The sequence below is a fragment of the Enterococcus nangangensis genome (assembly GCF_005405245.1).
GTDB lineage: Bacteria > Bacillota > Bacilli > Lactobacillales > Enterococcaceae > Enterococcus_J > Enterococcus_J nangangensis.
The window spans coordinates 1-22093 of sequence record NZ_BJDR01000028.1 but is presented as its reverse complement, the minus strand read 5'-3'; the positions used below and the strand labels follow the sequence as shown (position 1 = coordinate 22093).

Sequence of the window (22093 nt, the reverse complement as noted above, 5' to 3'; positions counted from 1 at the left end):
TTTTTCTCATGAAAATGCAAGCGCTTTTCGTAAAATTTAAAAAATAAAATAGTTCACGTTACTTTTCTGTAATTAGTATAAACTATTCGTGTCGTACACTACATTGCGGCCATCTTGCAATTGCAATTTCACCCGATGATTCCCTAGTAGCACAAAGTCTTCTGCACTACGAAACGCTTGAAAAGTCTCAGCATTACACGTGATCGCTTCTTCCACAATAGGACTGGTAAATTGCCGCTCTTGTTGCCGCTCATCATCTGTCATGCCAAAGTATTGTAAACTACTGCCTAGCTGCTGCGTCGTCGTACGCTCACTGTCCCACGTTAAATCAAAGTGATAAAAATTTTCTCCCAACTTGATTTGATTCCAAGCATGACCGTCCGTACCCTCCACTTCTTCAGCTTCCACCACCACATTTTCAATTTCTAACTGGTGTAAAGCATACTGCATTAGATACGCATAGCTGTGACAAACGCCTTGATTGCTGCTTAAAGCTTGGTACATATTAATCCCGTGGTCTTCTTTATTCAAAATCAGCTGCAACTTTTCTTCAGCACTCAGCTGGCTATATGCTTCGTACCAGGCATAGTCATACTGTATTCGTTTGGCAAAATATTGGTACAGCGCTAAAACTTTTTCCAAATCATTATAGTCCCCACGCAGCACTTCATTAAAAATAGTATTGAATTCCGCTTCGATTTCAGTCATAATTCGCGCTTGCTCTTCTTGGTCGTAACGATACGTGAAAATAATCTTGCTATTGTTCTCCGCCAATTGAAAATCAGCAATCAAAAAGTATAAAGGATTTTGTTGCGCCAGTCCCACCAACTTTAAATTCGTATCATGACTGTTGCTTAAAGCAATGCTTGCTTTTTGTGCTAAAATGTCAGCCATCAACTGCTGATAAAGTTGGAGCTCAGCTTCCGTCGTCGTCTGTTTGTAGTTATACTGCAAGACATCGTGCCGCATTGTCCAATTCACCAGCGTAATGTCCTGCTTTTTAATTTTCAAACGTTTCTCTTTGCTAGTGGATGTCTCAGTAGGTTCCTCGTGCCAATTAGCCGTCGTTTGCGTCGTACTAACACTAAGTTCCGTTGATGATGCTGGTTGTTTTTCCTTGGCCTGACATGCGGCTAAACCACCACTCATTAAAAGTAAAAATAAAATAGCAAGTTTTCCAGTTTTGCTCCTCATCTCCTAACCCCCTTTCTTTTCATTATATAATGCCTCGGGATTCCCCTCAATTTTCCCGCTAAAAGGCACCAATACAGTAACGCTCAAAAACATAAAAACTGCGCCACCTGTTAATAGGCAGCGCAGTCATTTATTTTCTTAGTTAACTTTTTTCTTCTTTAATTTTACTAAAGCTAGGCCAAGAGCTGTCATCAAAGCGATTAAACCACCAAGAACAGCTGATAGATTCAAGTGATCACTGGTTTGTGGCAAATCATCTTTGTCCTTATCTTGATTATCAGCCGGTTTTTGCGAAGATTCCGTCGTGGAGCTGTCCGTCGTTTCATCCTCTTCTTCTGTTGCTAAGGCCAGGATAGTCAGTGAACGTGTTTGCGTTACAGTTTGATCGACATTCACGTATTCTCCATCAATTAAGATACTCATATCATAAGTCACTTCAAGATTGTAAGTTCCGGCAGCAGGCGCTACTAATTCAGCAGTAAAGAGGTTAGCTCGTGCTACTTCAGTGCCAGCAAATTCACCTTCTGCAGCTAATAAACGGTAGCTTACTGGCACAAAGTAAGCATCACCTTCCACGGGCTCGCCAGCATTTGGTAAGAAGTCATGCACACCAATGGTAAAGTTCACACCAGCAAATAAATTCGCTTCAGGATCCGTTGTGTTGCCATCTGCTTCAAGGATAACAATCGGATTGGTTTCATTAGTTGGTGCTGTAGTATTCGCTTCAGAGATTAACTCAACTTCTGGTAGTTCAGAACCAGGCGTTGTGTCTTCAGTAAATACTGCACCAATTTGAACGTCATCTGCTGCAACGGTTGTTGCCATTGGTTGCATCAAACCGTTCACGTTAATTGAACCGTTGTCATAACGTGTAATGTTAACATTCTTCGTATCTGTTGACTCGTAGACCGCGTCATCAATAGCGGCGCCTTCATTATTTAAGGATTGTTGATTAGCTACATCCCAATAGAAGTTTGTGGCATTCCAGATTTGTGAGCTATCCGTTCCTTGTGCTCCGTCTGGTCGCAATTGTTCTTGCATACTCAAGTAATCTGTACGGAAGGAAAGAACTCCTTCAGCAGTAAAGTTAGTATCTTGTGGATTAGTTGTGTATAGGGCAACATTATAGCTTTGGTTATTGATGGAAGTGCTACTGCGGACATTAATGTCTGGACCGGAGTTAGAATCAATTCCTTTGGCTAAGTTTTCAAAAGCTAAGCTATTGATTAAAACGTGAGCACCTGCGATAGAAGAGCCGCCCATTTTAAAACCATTACCATTACCTGTCCGTTCATCACCAGGAATAAAACCATTTTCGTAGGCCACGGAATTTTTAATTGTGACTACGCCAATTTCACCTTCCGGCGTCCGGGCAAATAAATCCCAACCATCATCGGCGTTGTGATAGGAAATACAACCATCAAAGACATTTCCTTCACCGACTGTTAATTTCGCAGCAAAGCCATCTGCATCTTCAAAGCCAGCATCGAAGTTGTTATAGGACGTACTATTTTTAACTAAGTTGTTTCTTGGCCATTCGGCTTTCCCTTCGCTAGCTACTCCAGAAATCTGAATTCCCGTGTCTCCGTTGTTGTAAGCATGTATATTTTCGATAATATTATCATGACCAGAGATAGTAAACCCTTTTTGTTTATCCATCGTGTTCGTCACGTCAAAACCGTAGAAGTGCCAGTTACTCCCCCAATGTAATAAACCAGCAGATTCATCGCCAAAATCTAAGACTGGACGATCATCCACGCTTTCGGCCCGGAAAGTAATCGGTTCTTCTTTCGTCCCATTGATGTTGCGACCGATAGTAATGCCTTTCGTTAAATGATACGTGCCTCCTTGTAAGACAATTGTCGTACCCGGTTTGGCATAGCTTACTGCTGTATAAATATCTAAAGGTGCTTCAATCGAACCTGTCCCCGTCGTAGAACCATAAGGAGTAACGTAAAGTGTGTCGTAGTAGGCTGCCCGATAATCAACACTCCACGGTGTTAATGCTACTGGCTCATAACTATCCATAATTTGCAGTTCACCTGGGAAGTAATTTTCATCCGGCGTAAAAGTAGCCGCAAAACGATTGGTTCCTTCCGTCAATGCTAAATCAAATAATGTACTTTCACTAGCTGTTACTGGCAAATCAGCTACTAAAATTTCATTTGTTTCAGCATCGCGCACTTCTAATGTACCGTCAGCATTAGCATTAAATCGTGCTTGATAATCAGCGGTACCACTAGTTGTTGGTGCACTTAGATTAGTCGTTAACTCTACGACTTCTTTTGGCCGCTCACGAGCTGGCTCGTCATCAGCTGGATCAATCGTACTTAATTCAATATCGCTTACGGTAATTGTCATATTTCGGGCAGCGGCAAAGCCCACGTAAACATTATCGCCATCAATTTGAAATAAGTTTTCCCAATCCCAATACGTTTCTTGATAAGAGGTACCGGTGTTAGGATCCGTGTACAAAATTTCAAAACCAGAATTGGTTTTTTTCAACGTTACATCAAAAGTGGTCAACATTTGATCATCTAAGTTGGTAACCGAAGCATTAGGCAAGTTCGTTGCTTTATTCATAATATTGTAAGTGCCCGCTGCTTGACCAACAGCTGCTCGTTCTAAAGGAACGGTTACTACATTGGTGGTATGCGTCCCTGCATCAGGCACATCTGCGATATAGCGTGCGCCCACGCCTAAGCGCATGGTATATTTTGTGTCTCCATTAGCTGAGATTTGTTCATTAGCCGAATCCCACGTGTATTCATAGCGACCCCCCATAAAAGCAAAGGAATTAGAAAAATGGGCCGCAGTAGAAGCTGTTTCCGGCACTGCATCCCGCGCCATAACTAAGAACCCTTCTTGGGCATTAGAATAAGTCCACGTATCCACTGTAACTTTTGCTTTTAAAGTAAAGTTATCGTCTTTACTAATTGGCGTGTAATAAAAGCCCAAACCGTCAGCTCCATTAGTTAACAGTTTGCCACCGCCACCTTCACTGACAATCGTTACCGAATTATCAGGGTTTACCGTATAACGATTTTTACTGGCTGAGGCACTTTCACCAAAGGCTAGGTAGTTCCATTCTACTTCTTCAGCGATGTTTTCATCTGCTGGAATTTCTGTTTCTTGCGGTGTTCCTACTTCTGTTGGTGCTTGTACCTCGGGAATCACTTCGTCAGCAAGGTCAATATCTGTTGTGTCTTCCGTTGGTGTGCTTTCTACTGTTGAAGAAGCAGTAGCGCTACTTTCGGTAGTCGCCTCTTCAATTGAAGAAGTAGTGGTCATTTCTGTATTGACCTCAGGCTCCCCTGCTGGTAAGAGATTAGCTCCCGTTTCAGCTAACACGGTAATCGGTTGAGATAGAATAACACTGGTAAGAAATAATGCCGCAAATTTTTTTGCTAAACGTTTTTCCAAAATGTCTTCCTCCTTAAAATTGTTTAATGTTAACGTTTTCAAATACTATCATGACAAGTTTTCTTTTTAGTGTCAATATACATTATAAAATAAGTTTCGTTTTCTAATATAACTATTTTTATATAACTTTTAAATTTTTATAACAAAAAAAGACAACAGCCGCCAAGGGCTATTGTCTAAAATTTAATTTGCTGCTCGCTATTCGTCTTCTAAAGGAAGTTCTTCTTGGCCGGTGGGTTCGCTAGCTGCCGCAGCGCCACCGATGCCGTAAGCGCTACGGACTAAACCGTTTAACTCATCGATCATCTCGGGATGTTCTTGCATATATTTCTTGACGTTCTCACGGCCTTGACCGATACGTTCGCCTTTATAAGCGTACCAGGCACCAGATTTATCTACGATATCTTTTTCCACCGCCATGTCTAGCAATTCGCCTTCCCGAGAAATACCTTCACCGTACATAATGTCTACTTCGGCAACTTTAAACGGTGGAGCCACTTTATTTTTCACGACTTTAATTTTAGTGTGGTTCCCTACGACGTCGGTTCCTTGCTTCAATTGTTCAGCCCGGCGTACTTCTAAACGAATCGTCGCATAGAATTTCAAAGCGCGCCCACCAGGAGTGGTTTCGGGATTCCCAAACATCACCCCGACTTTTTCACGGATTTGGTTAATGAAAATGGCGATCGTTTTGGTTTTATTAATGGAACCGGAAAGTTTCCGTAAAGCTTGGCTCATTAAACGGGCTTGCAAGCCAACGTGACTTTGACCCATTTCTCCTTCGATTTCAGCACGAGGCACTAAAGCGGCCACCGAGTCCACCACCACAATATCCACAGCGCCGGAAGAAACTAAAGCGTCGGCAATTTCTAAAGCCTGTTCACCGGTATCTGGTTGGGAAAGGAGCAATTCATCAATATCAACTCCTAAGGCTTTCGCATAAGTGGGATCTAAAGCGTGTTCGGCATCAATAAAAGCTGCAGTGCCGCCTTGCTTTTGTACTTCCGCAATGGCGTGTAAAGAAACGGTGGTCTTACCAGAACTTTCTGGTCCGTAAATTTCCACAATCCGGCCACGGGGATAACCACCGACACCTAAAGCTACGTCTAGGGCTAACGAGCCACTAGGTACAGTAGAGATTTTTGTATCGGCTTTTTCACCTAATTTCATAATAGAGCCTTTACCAAAGCTCTTTTCAATTTTCTTTAAGGCTTGTTCTAAGGCTGCTTGACGATCATCTGCCAAAATAATTCCTCCTCTTTTGAGAATAGCTCGCTTCTTCTTTACTGATAAATTATTTTATGGAGCCGAGCTAAACAACAATACACTTCACGGCATTACAGGTTACCGTGCTTTGCGATAATTCTTCTTTGATACTCAGGAAATCTGTAAGTTTATTCTACTGAAACTTTTGTTAAAAAGCAAGCAAAAATGCGAACAAACATTCCCTTTTTATTTTAAGCTTTGCCAAACTAACCAGAGTCCTTGCATGACGGCGTGTTCCCGAATATAGGAACGGTCGCGATTAAAATGATACAAATACGCTTGCGTCGGCTGACCTTTTTGTGCTAGGGCAATCCAAGTAGTACCGGCACTGTGGCCTTCCAACTCATTAGGTCCAGCCACCCCCGTGAAACTCACGGCGAGATCTGTCGCTAGTTTTTCACGGGCAGCTTCTGCCATGGCACAAGCCACTTCTTTACTGACGACACCATGTTGAGCGATGGTAGCTTCTGGCACACCTAACGCAGTTTTCACTTGGGGTGAGTACGTCACAAAACCGCCGGGGAAAACTTCTGAAACGCCACTGACGTCCCCTAAAGTACTTTGGAAAAGACCAGCTGTTAAACTTTCTGCTGCCGTAATGGATTTTCCTTTTTCTTTTAACTTTGCCACTACGGTTGCCGCTAACGTGCGTTCGTCCCCACTGCCGTAATAAAATTCCCCGACGCGAGCCAAGATTTCTTTACGAGTAGCTGCCACTAATGCTGCCCCGCTTTTTTCGGCGGTGCTTTGACCAGTAATCCGCAAGGTCACTTCATGGAGCTTCGCGTAAGGCGCAACGGTAGGATTCGTTTGTTCATGAATCAAGTCGGCCAATTCCGTGACTAATTGTGATTCGCCGATGCCATAAAAGCGCAAGACTTCTGAGTAGAGCTGTTGACTTTGAGGTAAAAGTTGGCGCAATAAAGGGCGGGCAACTTGGCTGAACATGCCGGTAAGCTCACTAGGTGGTCCTGGCAATAACAAGTAACTAGTATCGCCTTGGGTAATCAAAGTCCCTACCGCTAAGCCAGTGGGATTTTGCAAGACGTGTCCCCCTTGAATCGTTAAGGCTTGCAAGCGATTATTGGGCGTCATTTTCCGCTGACTGCGTTCAAAGTAACGCGTGATTTTAGCTAAACCTTCCGCATTTTCGACTAAAGGTAGCGCTAAAAATTCCGCCACCGTTTGTTTAGTGAGATCGTCTTCAGTAGGTCCCAAGCCCCCCGTTAACACAATCAGCCGACTCCGTTTCACCGCCAAGTTCAAGACATCCGTTAAGCGTTGCGGATTGTCCCCGACTACCGAATGATAATACACGTTAAAGCCTAACGCGTTTAATTCTTGGCTTAAAAACGTCGCGTTGGTATTCACCACTTGCCCCATTAAAAGCTCTGTGCCTACCGCGATAATTTCTGCATCCATTCTTTGTCCCTCTTTCTCTAAGATACGCATAAAAGTCGAGGATCTTCGTAAAGTTCCCCGACTTTTTTTAAAATAGTGCTATTACATGGAACCGTGAAAAATTTGTTTGTTTTTGGCGAAGTAATCCACGCCAGAGTAAATCGTAAAGACAAGGCAAGCATACAACAAAATTTGGTCTAAAGGAAAATTGATGCTTGCAAAAGGAATGTTGTTTAACAATAAGAAGATAATGGCAAACATTTGCGTTGCGGTTTTAATTTTACCTGGCCAAGCCGCCGCTAGTACTTCGCCGCTTTCTTCCACCAACAGTAAACGCAAACCGGTGACCGCCAACTCACGACAAATAATAATCGCCGCTACCCAGCTAGGTACTTTGTCCATCCCTACTAAAATAATGAAGGCCGTCATGACGAGCATTTTATCCGCCAAAGGATCGGCAAACTTCCCGAAGTTGGTGACTAAATTGTTTGCCCGGGCAATTTTGCCATCAAGCCAATCCGTAATCGCCGCTAAGGCAAAAATAATTGTCGCCACCAGTTGGGCGACAGGCAGCTCCGTTGTCCCCACGTGAAGGCTGCCCCAAGCAAGTGGCACTACTGCTAAGATAATAAAAACAGGAATCATAATAATGCGAATGACCGTTAATTTGTTAGGTAAATTCATTTTTTTCCATCGCTCCCTTTTTCTACATTCTACCCAACAAGTTGGTTTCTGTCGAGAAGCAATCCTGTGATTTACTGGAATACGTGCGTAAAAAACCTCTTGTCCAAATTAACAAGAGGTTCTCGCGCTGTTTATTATTCCGCCGCTTGATATTGCATGGTCAAATGGACAATGCGTTTACCGGCAGGCAAGTTAGACTGATTGAAAGGTAAGTCTTGGCCGTTGACTTTGATGGTGGCGTACGTAGCGGCGCCTAAGACGACGCTGACTTCCGTCAAATCGTTAGGCAAAGTCACAGCCCCGGTGTCTTGCGGGTTTAAAGTTTGTTGGAAAAGATAGCTGGCACCACTATCGCTAGTGACCCCCACCCAACAACGTTGGTCCGCCGTGGTCCCTGAACCAGTAAATTCTAACGTCACGGGATTTGTGACATTTTTCAAGGTCATGTTAATGCGACTGCTGTCTTCTGAATCTAAAACAAATTCAGGTTGCAGAACTTCTTGGGTACTTTCAGTGGTGCTGGCCACCGTACTTTCTACGGTAGAACTCACCGTCGTTGCGGCAGTCGGCTCGGCTGTGGTGCTGTCAGTGGATGAATTTAAAATTACTGAATCAGGTCGTTGAATAATGGGATTTTCTTTGCGGTCTTGAATGGTGATCACGGTGACTGCAGCAATAATCGCTACAGCTAAAAGACCGAGAATAATAGCTGGAATAACCCCCGTCCGTTTGGGGCGTGGTTGGGTGGTGCGGATATCTTTGCGGGAAACTTCCCCCACGGTGGCCGGTGCTTTTTTTACGGCCGTCGCTTTTTCTAAATCGATATCTTCCCCGTTAAAGGCCCGCAACAAGGGATCTGAATCGACATCCACCGCTGTCGCGTATTGTTCAATAAAACTCCGCACGTAAAAAGTACCCGGGAGTGCTGAAAAGTCATCGTCTTCTAAACTTTCTAAGTAGCGCTGTTGGATTTTAGTAATCTGTTGTAATTCTTCTAGGGAATACCCTTTTTTGATGCGGGCTTGTCGTAAAATTTTGCCAATGGGTGCCACGTCCATCCTCCTCCTATTTTAATGCCAACCGCCGTTGACGTTTAAGACGCTGCCGGTGAGATAACTGGCTTTTTCAGCGGCACAAACGCCGACAAAATAAGCAATTTCTTCAGGACGCGCTAAACGTAATAACGGTAGCTCTTTTTGCAATGCTCCCAGTTCTTCACTGGAAAATTGATTTAATAAATGGGTTTGTACCGCACCTGGTGCCACGACGTTTGCCGTAATGCCTAAGGTGGCGACTTCTTGGGCGTAGCTTTTGACAAAGCCCACCTGTGCGCTTTTCACTGCTGCATAATATGCTTCTAAGCCGCTCCCCACTTCGCCGTACAATGAACCGATAAAAATCACCCGCCCTAAAGAAGCTTGCGCTAATTTTTTTTCTAAGTGTTGTAAAAGTAAAACTGGTGTTTCCAAGTGAACTTGCCACAACTCTGCCATGGAAGCTTGCGGCATTTGGGAAACTAAGCCGTACCAACTGCCCCCTTGCGCAAAGACGATGGTGTCTAGGGCAAATAACTGCTGACAAAACTGGGGCACGGCGTCAAGATTTTTCATATCTAAAGATACCATAAAAAAATCCTGATTAGGATACCTTTCCGTCAAATCACGCTGCAGTTGGCTAATTCTTTCCTGATTCTTAAAATAATGCAGGTACAAAGAAAAACCAGCCGCCGCTAACTCGTAGGCACACGCACTGCCAATGTCCCCCGAAGCCCCCATAATTAATGCGTTTCGTTTCATGGTGGGCCTCCTAGTTTTGGGCCGCTTGGGCTAATGGGTACATGTAACAAATTGCCCGGTGTTCTTTTTGCAAAAAGTCCGCCGCAAATTTTTTGATGTCCTCTAACGTGACGCTAGCCAGCACTTCGGGAATTTGGTAAAGATTGCCCTGGGTGCCACTACTTTGGAAAAATTGATTGGCGATATATTCCAACGAGTTTAAGGACTGTAAATATTTCCCTAGGGTTTGTTTTTTCGCCAAACGCAGTCGTTCGGCCGTTAATTCTGGTGACGTCGCTCCCCCATCTAAAATTTCGGTTAAGGCTGCCACTAATTCTTGTGGTGCGGGACTATCACTGGAAAAATCAGCGAAGTAAAAACCCCGTTCTACGTTGAATTCATAGCCAAAGCTGTCATCGGCTAGACCGGCGTTATAGAGGCGCAAATAATTTTCAGAGCTTTCCCCTAGTAACAATTCAAATAACAAATTGCCGGTAGCTTTTAACTTCATTTGCGCTAGCCCATCTTCAGGAATGGGCGTGAAGCCGCGGTAGCCCACCGCTCCTTTTGGCGTCACGATGTCCATGTAAAGGGTTTGTTCCGGTACGATATCTGCGGCCGTTTCCGCTGGGAAAAAGCGCATTAAAGGTTCAGCTGGTGGAAAGTCTTTCGCATCTTGATTGGCGTAAATAAAGTCCAACATTTCTTGCGGGGCAAAATTCCCCACCACCAATAAGGTCATATTGCTAGGATGATAAAACGTACGGTAACACAAATACAAATCTTCTGCCGTAATTTCTTGAATGCTGGCTACCGTGCCGGCAATATCAATGTGGAGCGGATGTTTCGGATAAAGGTTTTGAATCAAACCAAAAAACAAGCGCCAATTGGGTTCGTCTTGGTACATTTGAATTTCTTGAGCAATAATCCCTTTTTCTTTATTGACGGATTCCGCCGTAAAATAAGGTTCCTGCACAAAATCCAGTAAAATTTGCAAGTTTTCGTAAACCTTTTCCGTGGCTGAAAACAAATAACTCGTCTTGGTGAAACTAGTAAAGGCGTTCGCCGACGCCCCCAGTTGCGAAAATTTTTGGAAGACATCGCCGTCTTCTTTTTCAAAAAGTTTGTGCTCTAAAAAATGAGCGATTCCTTCGGGCACTTTCACCGGTTCGGTGGCGCCTAAAGGAATAAATTCTTCATCGATGGAACCGTAATTAGTGGTAAATAGTCCGTACGTCTTTTGAAAACCGGCGCGAGGCACCAAGACGACTTTTAAGCCATTAGGTAACGTCTCTCCATAGACGGTTTCATTAAGTTGTGGGTAATCAATCTTCATGGGCGCTTCCCTCCAAAAAGTAAATACTTTGTAATTGGCACGCTTTAGCGTAATCCACCACGTCCTGTGGCGTAACGTCAGCCAAAAGTTGTAACCATTCTGTAACCCTCATCGTGCGGCCTAAAATGCTCCGTTGTTGGAAGTCTAATTCTAGTTGGCGTTGGGGACTATCTTGTTGCATTAAAAATTGATTTTTCAGATTCGCTTTGGTTTGTTGGAACTCTAAGTCCGTGAATTCGCCTCGTTGTAAAGCCCGCAGTTGCTCTTCAATCAAATGCAAAACGTGATTGCGATTCTTGCCGTCAATCCCCGTTTGCACCGTCAAGTAGCGGCGATAACTGTCGACACTAGAGGAAGCATAGTACGCCAAGCTTTCCTTTTCCCGGACGTTCATAAAAAGTTTGGAGTGGGGGAAGCCCCCGAATAAGCCGTTAAAGACAATACTGGCAAAATATTTAGCATCTAAAAAAGTTTCCGGCACTTGGTAGGCTAAATTTAATTTAGATTGCAACACGGGCTGTTGCTCCTGTTCTTCTTTCACCACATTCGACAAAGCTTGGTGGTAAAAAACTTCAGCTTCTGGCGCCGCCACTTTTCGTGGGGTAAAGGGAAAATCTTGAAACAACGCGCTAGCCTCTTTCTCACTGACATCCCCAACTAAGGAGATATCCACTTGGTCTTGCGCTAACATTTCTTGGTAGTAAGTATAAAGACTGGTGGGCGTCAAGGCTTTAATCATGTCCTGCGTGCCAAAGCTAGGAATTTTTTGCGCTGGATCATTAAAGTACACCTCTTGCAGTTTTAAGCTGCTGTAACTTTGCTTGTCTTCATAGATACCCTCAATGTAACGCATCAAATTTTCTTGTTCTTTGTGGAAAGTTTCTTGCTGGAAGCCGTCTCCTTCTAGTAAAGGCGCAAATAACACTTCCCGCAAAAAGTCCACCGCTTCTTGTAAGATTCCTTTTTCCTCTAAGAATTTATCATTCACCACGTTTAAAGTGACGGTGAAAAAATGCCGTTGCCCCTGTTTGGCGACACTCATGCCAAAGCTCGCGCCATACAATTCGTCTAAAACGTTGGCAATCGCCGTTTGTGTTGGATATTTAGCCGAACTCGTCTCTAACACGGAAGATAACAACGTGCGGGGGGCAATCGTGGCCACGGCTAAAGGTGCCGTGAAACGAATGTTGAGGCGAATCGTTTTATATTTTGTACTGGGAATCACGTGTAGAAAAACGCCTGGAACCAAAGTTTTCATAAAAATATTAGCCGCTATTGTCTGCTTTTCGTAAGTCTTTCAGCCAGCGGCGTCCTCCTCTTCTTTTTCCTCGTGCTGGTCTCTTAATCATAATCAAGAACGCCAGTTTTTACAATTGTTCTGAGACCACCAACTAAACTTTTTTCGCCCTTTAAAAAATTTTCTTGCTTCATCCAAATTTTTCGCCACATTTTGTAAGATGCCAATAACTTTTTAGCCCGCTCCTTTTCTTATTCTTTGTCAAAGGTTGAAAAAATCCTTATACTGAAGCTAATGAAGAGTAATTAAAGGAGGATTTTCATGGTTAAAGAATTTAAAGAGTTTATCATGCGGGGCAGCGTCGTGGATATGTCTGTCGGGATTGTTATTGGGGCTGCGTTTACGGCAGTGGTTAATAGCGTTGTCGCTGGGCTGATTACCCCCATTGTTGGTTTTGTGATTTCCCTCATTCCCGGCGCTTCTAAAGATGGCAAATTTTCCGGTATGCAAGTCAAATTAGGCAACACCGATCTCGTCTTGAACTTCGATGATTTAGTTTCTGCTATTATTGCTTTTATTGTGACGGCATTTGTCCTCTTTATGATTGTTAAAGGCATTAATAAAATGCGCTCTTTAGGCAAAAAAGCCGAAGCTGAAGAAGCCGAAGAAGAAGCGGCCGCCCTTTCTGCCAGCGAAGAATACTTAAAAGAAATCCGCGACTTGTTGTTAGCTCAACAAAAAGAACAAGCGCCTGAAAAAAGCACCTTAGAAAAATAAATTTTACTACCGCTACTGTGTACGGTGCCGCCCAATTTTTGGTCGGCACTTTTTTGTTAGGCTGAAGGCTCTGTGACGTGCTTCAAGTACGCGCTGCACCTCAGCAATTCCCCCCTTGCTTTTCCCCCTAAAAAACGCCATAATGCAGTCAGAACTTTTTAGGAGGAAAACAGATAGATGACTGCAATTTATACCCGCGCTGGACAATCAACAGACATTCCAGCTATTATGCAAATTCTCGCCGATGCTCGGCAATTTTTAAAAGAACAAAATATCAACCAATGGCAAGGGAGTTATCCCGACCAAGCCGCCATTGAAAAAGATCTCGCCGCTGGGACTAATCGCGTCCTTGTGATGGATGGGCAAGTCGTTGGTAACGCTAGTTTGCTGGCTGGACCGGATCCTTTTTATTTACCGATTGACGGTGACGGTTGGCAAGGTGCGGCCGACTACATGATGATTCATCGTTTTGCTGTCTCTGCAAAAATCCGTGGCCAACGTTTGAGTAAATTTTTCATTAGCAATCTCGTTTCCGAAGCTTATGCTAAAGGCTATCGCGACCTGAGAATCGACACCCACGCAGAAAATAAAATCATGCAACACGTCATTACCGGCAACGGTTTTCTTTTCCGTGGCATCGTTTACCTTGACGAGCCCGTCCCTGAACGCAATGCTTACCAACTTTTACTGCCATAAAAATTTTTTCTGTGATAAAAGGAAAAGCCCACCTTGTTGGGAGCAAGGTGGGCTTTGTGGAGTTTATTTTTACTTTGGAGGAGTAAAAATGAAAAAAGGTTAGGTTTTGTTGGTATGCTTATACTATACCCAGGAAATTTGAAGAAAATGTGACTTATCTTTAAGGAGTTTATTAAGTTTACGCCAAAAGTATTTTTCCTAAAAACTTTTGCTGACTTTTCCACGCGGATTTTAAAGTGCTACAATACGGATAAAGGAGTCCTCATGATGCAATTAACTGCGATTACTGAAGAAAATTTTACTGACGTACTTAACTTAAAACTTTTACCAGAGCAAGAATCATTTGTCAGTAGCAACGTCAAATCTCTCGCCCAGTGTTGGCTATATCGCAATGAAGGGGATGTTTTCCCATACGCCCTCACTAGCCAAGGAAAAGTAGTGGGTTTTATTTTGCTGGAGACAGATTTAAAAGAAAAAACTTTACTCATCTGGCGGCTAATGATTGGTGATATTTATCAAGCTCAAGGTTACGGTCGCCAAGCACTAGCAGCAATTATTGCCGAAGCGAAAAAACAAACACATTTCGATAAAGTTATTGCCGATTATGTTATAGGGAACAACGCTATGAAACACCTCCTCACTAGTTTTGGTTTTCAAGAAGCAGGTGCGCACCCTGAAGACCATGAAATTATTATGACTTACCAGCTTTAATAGCCTGTAATATGACAAAAAGTCCCGTTAACATCTAGACGTTAGTGGGACTTTCTTTTCTTCTTAGTCGATTTTTTGTAACGCTACTAAGCCCCCAGCGGGATTAGCCAAGTTCGGTTTGTCGGCTTTAACAATTAGCTGTTCGTTGACAAAAGCCATTTGCCCTAACTTGCTCATTTCCCGACCGTAGCCGGAATTTTTCACGCCACCAAAAGGCAATTCTGGTAAGGAGACCATAAAGTTATTGACAAAAACCATACCCGTTTCAATTTGGGCGGCTACTTCCACACCGTGGTCAGGATCGCCACAGAAAACCGAACCGCCTAAGCCGTACATGCAGTCGTTAGCCAAGGCGATGGCTTCTGCTTCGCTGTGAACTTTATAAATGTGGGCGACAGGTCCGAAGAACTCCGTCGAGTAGGCGGGATTATCTTTGGTGATTTCCGTCAAAATCGTCGGCATGAAAAATTGACCTGGTAAGTCAATGGCTTCATTGCCGTAAACAACTTTGGCACCGTGGGCAATGGCTTCATCTACTTGTGCTTGCAATTTTTCTTTAGCGCTCTTACTGTTCATGGGAGCTAAAGTCGTTTGCGGATCTAAGGGGTCGCCTGGTTTGACTTTACTGAAGGCCGCCACTAATTTTTCTACAAAAGTGTCATAGACCGAATCCATCACGATAAAACGCTTCGACGAGGTACAAACTTGACCGGTGTTGTAAAGACGCACACGCCAAGCAATATCAGCCACATCTTCCATATTAGCGTCAGCCAACACGAGAAATGGATCCATCCCGCCTAATTCCATCGTGCTTTTCTTCAAATGTTTGCCGGCTGCTTGCGCTACAGATGAGCCGCCTCGTTCTGAACCAGTTAACGCGACACCCTGCACCCGCGGGTCGGCAATAGCTTTTTCCACTTGGTCGTAAGACAAGAACAGATTGATTAAAGACCCATGCGGTGCGCCCGCTTCTTCAATCACGTCCGCCATCATTTGCGCGGAAGTTGGCGTATTGGAAGCGTGTTTTAAAATCATGGGATTCCCCACTATAAAGTTCGGTGCAAAGACCCGCATGATTTGATAATAAGGAAAGTTCCACGGCTCCACCATCATCAACACACCTAATGCGTGGTGATGCACTTCCGCGGTTCCAGTGGCAATGGTTTCTAGAGGCACTGGCGCCAACATTTCTGCCCCGTGGTCTGCAAAATAATCGGCAATCATGGCGCAAAGCTCCACTTCCCCTTGCGCTTCTGTTAACAGTTTCCCCATGTCAATGGTACAAGCACGGGCAAGTTCATCAGCGTGGGAGCGGATGTTTTTAGCGACGGCGTGTAAAATTTCGCCCCGCTCACGAATTGCTTGTTTTTTAAAGTCTTGATACAAGGCGTGCCCAGTCGTTAAGGCTTGCTCCAACTCTTGGTCAGTCGCATTAGGATACGTTTTTACTACTTCATTGGTATACGGATTAATCGTTTGATATGCCACAAAAAAAGCCTCCTTCATTGAAATACATACGTCAGTCCTACCTTTTAATTGTAGCACTTCCCCTATTTGTGTAAAGTAAAGCCCTTTCAGCGTCTATAAGAAAAGGAAAAAGCCTGAAAAATCTCCCTTGTTGCAGCCTCTTGCTTTTCAAGATTACCCTTGCTATAATTCAGGTGTAGGGAAAAGGTACGGGATATACCTCTTCCAATATCTACATGGCAATGGCCAGTTGGCGACCCTAAAGGTTACTCTTTAGGGTCTTTTTTTAGTTCGTGGGCGATTTCAATCATCAACTTAATGATGATTAAAATGTGCCAAATGCTTTCCAGCATTTTTAGAACCTTTCCCGCTTCCCGGCGATTTTGTCATTGGCATACGCCTCCTTCAGCACCAACTTTTCTAGAATTCGTTGATTGTTGCTTCGGAGGTGACCAAAGTCCATGCGAGCTACACCTGAATGATAGCAAGGACATCATTTTGTCCTCTTACAAAGAAGATACGCAAAAGATTCTGAAATGCACCCTATTAAAATAATTTTTAGGCGGATTAACTTTGACAAAAGCAATTATCTTAAAATGAAAAGAGGCACAAACACTGTCCAAACAGCCCTTGTACCTCTTCAAAAAGTTATCATCCCTTAATTGTTAAAAAAATAACGCCACAGCGTGAGCTGCGGCGTCGCTTTTATTTATCTTTAATTACTGTGTTTGGTTTCAAACAATGGACTAACTGGTTTATTTTCATGGATCCGTTTGATGGCATCACCAATCAAGCTCCCCACACTAATTTGATCAATTTTATCAATCAAACGTTCTGGACTTAATAAAATAGAATCCGTCACCACTAATTTAATAATGGCCGAGTCTTGAATCCGTTCCATCGCTGGACCTGATAATACTGGGTGGGTACATGAAGCGTATACTTCAGTGGCACCGGCTTCTTTCAAGGCGTTGGCTGCTAAAGTAATCGTCCCGGCGGTATCAATCATGTCGTCGATTAAGATACATTTTTTCCCTTTGACGTTCCCAATGATGTTCATGACCTCAGCAACGTTCGCCCGTGGCCGCCGTTTGTCAATAATGGCAATGGGTGATTTCAAGAATTCAGCTAATTTCCGCGCCCGCGTTACGCCCCCATGGTCTGGTGAAACGACAACCACGTCATCCCCAACTAAATCATGATTAATAAAGTAATCGGCGATTAATGGTGCGCCCATTAAGTGATCCACTGGAATGTCAAAGAAACCTTGAATTTGTGCTGCGTGCAAGTCTAACGTTAACACGCGGTTAGCGCCAGCTGTTTCAATCATATTGGCCACAAGTTTAGCGGTAATTGGTTCCCGTGCCCGCGCTTTCCGGTCTTGACGCGCATAGCCATAATAAGGTAAAACTACGTTAATCGTTTTAGCACTGGCCCGTTTCAAAGCGTCAATCATAATCAAAAGTTCCATTAAATTGTCGTTCACTGGACTAGAAGTGGATTGAATGATGTAGACGTGGGCACCACGAATACTTTCTTCAATATTAATTTGAATTTCACCATCACTAAATTGTTTTACGGAACAACGACCTAACTCGACACCGACTGCTTTGGCGATTTTTTCAGCTAAAGGACGATTCGAGTTTAACGCAAAAATCTTCAATCTTGGGTCAAAATAATGTTTTGCCATGGGAACCTCCATTGATTTTGTTTTCTTCTCAATAAGCATCTTAGTTGGTTTTTTGCAATAAATCAAGGTCTTTTCAGAAATTAGTCTTTGTGATACGGCAACTTTTTAGCGTACGCTAATTTATTTTCTTGATGCGCCCGGGCAATCGCTAAAGCGTCCTCTGGCACATCGTTGGTAATGGTGGAACCAGCGGCAATGAAAGAATTTTTCGCAATCTCTAAAGGCGCCACTAAATTGGCGTTGCAACCGATAAAGACATTGTCCCCCACGTTGGTGTGGTGTTTATTTTTTCCGTCGTAATTCACAAAGACCGTACCACAACCGACATTAATATTTTCTCCTAAGGTGGCATCGCCGACATACGTTAAGTGCCCGACTTTCGTTCCTTGATGAATCGTTGCTTTCTTCACTTCCACAAAGTTACCAATGTGCACGTTAGGTCCTACCGTTGAAGCCGGACGCAAGTGAGCGTAAGGCCCAATATCACTACCCGCTAAAACGTGACTCTCTTCAATGTTAGAAGATTTCACGATAACTTGGTCGTCAATGATGGCATCCCGCAAATCAGAGCCCGCGGTAATGACACAATCTGCGCCAATCGTCGTTGTCCCTCGTAAGCTAACGCCTCCTTCAATCACGGTATCTGCACCGATTTTAACATCAGCCTCAACATAAGTCCGTTCTGGATCATAAAAAGTCACGCCGTTACGCATATGTTCTTCATTAATCCGACGTTGCATCACTTTCGTGGCGGCCGCTAACGCTACCCGATCGTTGACCCCCATGGATTCGTCAAAGTTGCTCATTTTGTAAGCACCGACAATTTCTCCTTGCGCTTGTAAAATTTCCACGACATCCGTTAAATAATATTCCCCTTGTGCGTTGTCGGTTCTAACCTCGCTTAAAGCTTTAAACAACCACTCATTGTCAAAGCAATATGTTCCCGTATTAATTTCGGTAACGGCAGCTTCTTCAGCAGTAGCATCTTTTTGCTCCACAATTTTTAAAACATTTCCCAATTCATCACGAATAATCCGACCATAGCCCGATGGATTCGGTGCTGTAGCTGTTAAAATAGTAGCAGAACGATGATTTTCTTGATGGTCAGCGAATAACGCTTCCAAAGTCGCGCTGGTTAATAACGGAGCATCCCCACTTAAAACGACGGTGGTGCCTTTTTTACCCGCTAATAATTTTTCTGTTTGTAAAACAGCATGACCAGTACCTAATTGTTGCTCCTGCAAAACATATTCCGTCTTTAAGCCTAGTTCCTCTTTGACGGCATCGGCGCCAAAGCCTACGATGGTGATGATTTTTTCCGGTTGCAACTTTTCCGCTTGACTAACAACGTGATTTACCATTGCTTTTCCGCACACACGATGTAATACTTTGTATAACTTCGATTTCATCCGAGTACCTTGCCCGGCTGCTAATACGATGACAAAACGATCCACAAATTCTCCCCCTTAAAGGTCCGTTAAAACTTCATGTTAAGTTTAGCCTACAATGGTGGGGATTTCAATAGAAGAGGTCAGGAAGCTTGCTCAAAGTTAGCGTGATAAGTCGGGAAGGACTGGAAAATCGTTTTTCAGATTTTTTAGGACTTACTGCTTATCACCGCAAACTTTAGCTTGATGGCCTCGACAAGGAAGAGCTTCGACAACTCGCTCAGAAGATGCGTAATAAGGCAGAAGGCACAAAAAATTGTTTCCCAAATTTTTAGGGACTTATGACTTATTACCGAATCTTCTAGTTGGTGAAGCTCGACAATAGGAAGAGGTCAGGAAGCTTGCTCAAAGTTAGCGTGATAAGTCGGGAAGGACTGGAAAATCGTTTTTCAGATTTTTTAGGACTTACTGCTTATCACCGCAAACTTTAGCTTGATGGCCTCGATAAGGAAGAGCTTCGACAACGAGAAAAGCTCCCCAACGCATTCGCAAATGGTCGGCACCCGACCAAATCCGCAGCACCCACTTTGCACCCTTTAGAATAATGAGGAAATTTTATGAAGCAACTTTATTTATTTTTGTGTAGCTCTGATACCTACACGTCACGGGCGATTCGTTTCACTACGGCTGAGCCTTATACCCACATCGCCATCGCCTTTGACCCTAGCCTCACCACCATGTATAGCTTCGCCCGTAAACAACCAGACTTTCCGCTGCCGGCTGGTTTTGCCCGCGAAAATCTTTACGGTGGCTTTCTCAACAATCGGCCGCAGATGTCCTGTGCCCTCTATCAATTGGAAGTGACTGACGAAGTTTATTACAACGCGCAAGCTGCTATTTTCACCATGGCCGCCCAAGCTGACGAGTATCGCTATAATTTATTGGGGCTACTCTTTTGCCAGCTCCGCATCCCTGTGAAACGCCAACGCCATTATTTTTGTTCCCAATTCGTCAGTGAAATTCTCACCCAAAGCCATGCCATCTCTTTACCGAAAAATAGCGCCTTGATGCACCCTGCCGACTTTTTAGCCTTACCGGAGCTGACCATGCTCTTTGCCGGAACAGTCGCTGAATTACAACTTTTCGCCGCAGAAAAAGAACCTGTACTCCCTAATGCCACCTTGAATCACGTGAAATTAGTCGGTTAATTCTTAAGAAAACGCAAAACTCCCAACGAAGCTGACGCGCTTCGCTGGGAGTTTTCAATTGCTTAAAATTTTGATAGTAATCTCATAAAGAATGTTAAAGTCACAAATAAAAGATCAGATAATCTCATAAGAAATAAAGCTTTTAAATATCAAGGATGTACATATTTCTTTTAACAAATTAATATCAGCTGCCTAACATTGCAATTGGTATGACATGAACGTGATCTGAGTCACGCGTATATGCATAAGGCCCAGTGTTTAACAGAATTTTTACAACCTTAAATTCTTCTTTTACTGTTTCTTCAAACCAATTTAAATGTTCTACGTACTTATCTTTAGCATCCGGATTAGCTTTAACTTCAAAAATTAAAAGTGTATTTCCCTTTTGAATAATAAAATCAATTTCTTTAGTACCTCGGCTATCTCTGAAGTGGCTTAGTTCCGCATCATTTGCATCAGCATAGACAACGAGGCTTTGATAGACTAGAGATTCTATCAATTGTCCAATAAACGTCTGGTTAAACTTTCCAATATGTTTTGGAACCTGATATGTCTCCAGCTGTTCACGATTAACACCCAGTAAACTTAAAGCAACCGCTGGGTCAAGCATAAAATGTTTAGTACTCTTAGCTAAATTAGGATATAGTTTCCCAATTGCTAAAAATGGTTCAACTTCATCTATGATATAGAGAATTTCCAATGCTTCCCGATAGCTATTAGCAGTTGGTCTTGAAGGCGCTTCTGTATTTTGTGACATAGCCGTATTAATAATTGTTTGAAAACTGGTAGTTGTTCCAACAGATGCAGCGTAAGCTTTCATCCATGCTAATAAACTTTGTGGCTTTTTTATTACAAAGCCATTTTCACTGAACTCATGATCAATAATATTAGTAATGTAGTCTCGTAAAAGCAAATTACGAGCTACTTCATTTTTTTGACGGATTCCAGGAAAACCTGAACGAAAAATTTCATCCATGTATTGCGTAATGGTTACATCAGTCTTACCAGATATATTTTCTAAATCTGGATTTTTAATAAAATCAGAAACTCGAATATATTCATTGGACATTTTCCGCTCTTCAACAGAATATGGTCGCATTTTCATCCGAATAATCCTACCTGCACCACTATGTATTCTACTATTAACCTTGATACTGCTACCAGTAAATAAAATACTCCCTTCTGGTAGCCCGTTATCAACTTCATGTCGAACAAATGACCATAAATCAGGAGCTAGCTGCCATTCATCAATTAAGACAGGTCTTTCTGCCCGTAAAATAGTTGTTGGATCACCCTTCAAAAGCAAGCGAGAAGCCTCGTTGTCCATACTGTAGATAGTTTTTGCTAGTTTAGAACAGGTTTCAGTTTTACCAACCGCTTTAGCTCCTTCAATTAAGATGGCTGGAAGTGCTTCTAAATAAGTTCCCAATGTCTTATCAATAATACGGTTATTATACATATATCCTCTCACCTTTACGTTTTTACACGTTGTTATTTTACAATTTTGTGCAATAATAATTTACGTTTTTGCGCTAATGTATTTTACAAAAATGTTAGCATCTATTTTACAATTTCGCAAGCATTAATCACAAGAATGTTCCTGTATAAATAATTTCGCGGGTAACTTACTTTGACATTCACTTATAAAAATCAATCCCTCTATTTTAAGAAATTATCCTACAAATTCTTTTTCACGTTCATTGTATTAAAAAGCAAAACTCCCAACGAAGCTGACACGCTTCGCTGGGAGTTTTTAATTGCTTAAAAGTAAGCGGGAAGTACCCCAGTATATTCTCTAATAGTTAACCTCCTGTTATTCTTAAAATACTTAAGAAAGACA

At 43.0% G+C, this 22093-nt stretch carries 17 protein-coding genes; 4 read left to right on the top strand and 13 right to left on the bottom strand.

Annotation, left to right across the window (positions count from 1 at the left end; translation table 11 throughout):
* Window positions 1-72: 72 nt before the first annotated feature.
* The 9 genes from FFM57_RS08535 to yfmF all read right to left on the bottom strand — a co-directional run bounded on the left by FFM57_RS08535 (window position 73) and on the right by yfmF (window position 12337).
* Window positions 73-1194: a transglutaminase domain-containing protein gene (locus tag FFM57_RS08535; RefSeq protein ID WP_137600098.1), complete on the bottom strand. Its 1122-nt coding sequence runs from the start codon at window positions 1192-1194 to the stop codon at window positions 73-75.
* A gap of 138 nt (window positions 1195-1332) precedes the next feature.
* Window positions 1333-4617, bottom strand: coding sequence for a right-handed parallel beta-helix repeat-containing protein (locus FFM57_RS08530; RefSeq protein ID WP_137600097.1), 3285 nt, complete (start codon window positions 4615-4617; stop codon window positions 1333-1335).
* A gap of 198 nt (window positions 4618-4815) precedes the next feature.
* Window positions 4816-5862: a recombinase RecA gene (gene recA, locus FFM57_RS08525; protein WP_137600096.1), complete on the bottom strand. Its 1047-nt coding sequence runs from the start codon at window positions 5860-5862 to the stop codon at window positions 4816-4818.
* A gap of 207 nt (window positions 5863-6069) precedes the next feature.
* A complete protein-coding gene (locus FFM57_RS08520) occupies window positions 6070-7305 on the bottom strand; it encodes a competence/damage-inducible protein A (protein WP_137600095.1) in 1236 nt (411 codons plus the stop codon).
* Between the two features lie 81 nt (window positions 7306-7386).
* Window positions 7387-7968 (bottom strand): CDP-diacylglycerol--glycerol-3-phosphate 3-phosphatidyltransferase, encoded by a 582-nt coding sequence (gene pgsA, locus FFM57_RS08515; protein ID WP_137600094.1) that lies wholly within the window; start codon window positions 7966-7968, stop codon window positions 7387-7389.
* A gap of 134 nt (window positions 7969-8102) precedes the next feature.
* Window positions 8103-9020 (bottom strand): helix-turn-helix domain-containing protein, encoded by a 918-nt coding sequence (locus tag FFM57_RS08510; RefSeq protein WP_170999946.1) that lies wholly within the window; start codon window positions 9018-9020, stop codon window positions 8103-8105.
* Window positions 9021-9038: 18 nt separating this feature from the next.
* Window positions 9039-9764: an elongation factor P 5-aminopentanone reductase gene (ymfI, locus tag FFM57_RS08505; RefSeq protein WP_137600092.1), complete on the bottom strand. Its 726-nt coding sequence runs from the start codon at window positions 9762-9764 to the stop codon at window positions 9039-9041.
* 10 nt (window positions 9765-9774) lie between these two features.
* The gene (yfmH, locus tag FFM57_RS08500; RefSeq protein WP_137600091.1) at window positions 9775-11079 is read right to left on the bottom strand and encodes an EF-P 5-aminopentanol modification-associated protein YfmH; all 1305 of its coding nucleotides are present in this window, start codon (window positions 11077-11079) and stop codon (window positions 9775-9777) included.
* The gene (gene yfmF / locus FFM57_RS08495; RefSeq protein ID WP_137600090.1) at window positions 11069-12337 is read right to left on the bottom strand and encodes an EF-P 5-aminopentanol modification-associated protein YfmF; all 1269 of its coding nucleotides are present in this window, start codon (window positions 12335-12337) and stop codon (window positions 11069-11071) included. The genes yfmH and yfmF overlap by 11 nt, the downstream gene beginning before the upstream one ends.
* Window positions 12338-12637: 300 nt before the next feature.
* Between yfmF and mscL the strand changes: the two genes are divergently transcribed.
* The 3 genes from mscL to FFM57_RS08480 all read left to right on the top strand — a co-directional run bounded on the left by mscL (window position 12638) and on the right by FFM57_RS08480 (window position 14500).
* Window positions 12638-13093 carry a large conductance mechanosensitive channel protein MscL gene (mscL, locus tag FFM57_RS08490; protein ID WP_137600089.1) on the top strand — a complete coding sequence of 152 codons (456 nt, stop codon included), beginning with the start codon at window positions 12638-12640 and terminating at the stop codon, window positions 13091-13093.
* 177 nt (window positions 13094-13270) lie between these two features.
* Window positions 13271-13789 (top strand): GNAT family N-acetyltransferase, encoded by a 519-nt coding sequence (locus FFM57_RS08485; protein ID WP_137600088.1) that lies wholly within the window; start codon window positions 13271-13273, stop codon window positions 13787-13789.
* A 264-nt stretch (window positions 13790-14053) separates the two neighbouring features.
* A complete protein-coding gene (locus FFM57_RS08480) occupies window positions 14054-14500 on the top strand; it encodes a GNAT family N-acetyltransferase (RefSeq protein WP_137600087.1) in 447 nt (148 codons plus the stop codon).
* Window positions 14501-14563: 63 nt separating this feature from the next.
* On the opposite strand, the gene FFM57_RS08475 is transcribed toward FFM57_RS08480, so the two are convergent.
* From FFM57_RS08475 to glmU, 3 genes are all read right to left on the bottom strand, one after another.
* Window positions 14564-15988: an NAD-dependent succinate-semialdehyde dehydrogenase gene (locus FFM57_RS08475; protein ID WP_137600086.1), complete on the bottom strand. Its 1425-nt coding sequence runs from the start codon at window positions 15986-15988 to the stop codon at window positions 14564-14566.
* A 694-nt stretch (window positions 15989-16682) separates the two neighbouring features.
* The gene (locus tag FFM57_RS08470; RefSeq protein WP_137600085.1) at window positions 16683-17657 is read right to left on the bottom strand and encodes a ribose-phosphate diphosphokinase; all 975 of its coding nucleotides are present in this window, start codon (window positions 17655-17657) and stop codon (window positions 16683-16685) included.
* A gap of 80 nt (window positions 17658-17737) precedes the next feature.
* Window positions 17738-19111 carry a bifunctional UDP-N-acetylglucosamine diphosphorylase/glucosamine-1-phosphate N-acetyltransferase GlmU gene (glmU, locus tag FFM57_RS08465; RefSeq protein WP_137600084.1) on the bottom strand — a complete coding sequence of 458 codons (1374 nt, stop codon included), beginning with the start codon at window positions 19109-19111 and terminating at the stop codon, window positions 17738-17740.
* A 551-nt stretch (window positions 19112-19662) separates the two neighbouring features.
* On the opposite strand from glmU, the gene FFM57_RS08460 reads away from it, so the two are divergent.
* On the top strand, window positions 19663-20253 hold the full coding sequence (locus tag FFM57_RS08460; protein WP_137600083.1) for a hypothetical protein: 591 nt from the start codon (window positions 19663-19665) through the stop codon (window positions 20251-20253).
* 184 nt (window positions 20254-20437) lie between these two features.
* On the opposite strand, the gene FFM57_RS08455 is transcribed toward FFM57_RS08460, so the two are convergent.
* A complete protein-coding gene (locus FFM57_RS08455) occupies window positions 20438-21712 on the bottom strand; it encodes an ATP-binding protein (RefSeq protein WP_137600082.1) in 1275 nt (424 codons plus the stop codon).
* Window positions 21713-22093: the final 381 nt, after the last annotated feature.